Genomic DNA, 1,605 nt, shown 5'->3' on the forward strand with positions numbered 1-1,605 from the left:
GGGCTTTGTCAAGGGAGGCGTTTAAATAGGCGATAGGTCGGCGCATCTTTTCCTTCGTCAGTTTCTTTGTTCGATCTGAGGCCGTTTCTTCGTCCCGACCCGCACTTCGCTTGCGCTGGCGCGCGCAGAAGCGGTCAAGGTTGGCCGCCGCACGAATCGTACGACAGGCTCCGCCGTTGCCAGGCCACACCTTGACAGCTTCGAGCACGACGGCATCGCTTGGTGCGATCGGGATGACGATCGGAGGGGAGCCCGCTTGCGGGCGCGATCAATCGCGCCACAACCTTGTATCCGGTGGGTCCAAGGACCCCGAACCATGATGCAGTCATGCGCATCGGCAGCGAAGCTCCGAAGCGGCGGACCCATTCTCCCTTTCGGCATCGAAGCCAAGGAAACACGTCGGGACCCCGCCACCTCGAACCGTCATCGGCGACACCGTCACAGGCGGACGGAAGGCCGAAACTGTTGGGGTGTCCTTCCTCCGTTCATGATGCCGGCCGCAGAACGACGCCGTCCGGCACTACGCCCTCCCGCACGAGTCGCCACAGAGCGATCAGGAGCTTGCGCGCCAAGGCCACGATCATGGTCTTGCGCGTCCCGCGGGCATTCTCGGTACGAGTTCGAAACCACTGCGCCAAGACGCTGTCCTTCTGGAATCTGAGAAATCGCCACGCCAATTCGATCATGCCTCGTCTCACTCGGGCATTGCCGGAACGGGTCAGCCCTCTCTCCCGGCGTTTTCTGCCGCTTTCGTCAGGCGAGCCAGTGAGGCCGGCATAACGCGCTATCGCCCTTCGGTCGCGCATGCTTCGCGATAGTACCTCCTGCACCAGCATGTCGCCGGTCTCGACACCAACCCCGATTACCCGCGCCAACAGGCGCTCCATTGCGTGTGGTCCATCACTGGGCGTTTGCTTGAGACGCTCCAGGCGAGCCTCCTCGATCTGCCGTATCTGATCGCTGACGAGCCGCCGGCGCGCCATGTCGCGACGCAGCTCAGCCAGGGTGTTGGGCGGGATCGGCTCGCCTTCGGGGGTGCGCAAGCCGTCAAGGCGTTCGGCGGCTTTCTTCAGCTTGGGATTGAAGCCGCGGATGCCGAGCCGTACCTGCTTTCATTCGGTTGACGATCCGACTTTGCTCTCCGACAAGGCTCTCGCGCTCACGGGTGGGGCGCTTGGCATCTTCGTCCTTGATTGTCGGGATCGCGACCATCTTGCAGTGATCACGCTCGCCCCGCAACCAGCCGAGAAAAGAGCGTTTCAGCAGTTCGGTGTCGAGACGATCGGTCTTGGCGCGCCGGTGCTCGCGCGATACCGCTATGCTCGATGCGTGAATGACATGCGCCTCGATGTCGCGCACCCTGAGCCAGCGGGCCAGCCAGAAACCGTCACGGCCGGCCTCGAAAGCGACCGCCATGCGTTCGATGCGGTGTCCTGCCTTCCGCGCCTCTTCTCGCCAGCGATTGAGCAGCTTCAGCAAGGCGTTCTCGTCGACCTCAAGCTTCTTCGACGGCTGGCGCTCGACACCAGGCACAATCCCCGCAACGAGCCAGCTCGACAGGCTCATCTCGATCACAGCGATCAGCGTACCGTCCGGTTTGAGGGG

The 1,605-nt window shown here is 63.0% G+C and carries 1 protein-coding gene and 1 pseudogene; both read right to left on the minus strand.

All coding sequences use genetic code 11. The features are described 5' to 3' along the window. Window positions 1–208: hypothetical protein (locus ACZBJS_RS42445; RefSeq protein WP_463440325.1), on the minus strand; the 208-nt coding region annotated here is incomplete at its 3' end. Window positions 209–485: 277 nt separating this feature from the next. Further along, window positions 486–1,605 (minus strand): annotated as a pseudogene (locus ACZBJS_RS42450) (IS110 family RNA-guided transposase); the annotation flags it as partial.

This window comes from Bradyrhizobium sp. KZN70725 (assembly GCF_055264925.1).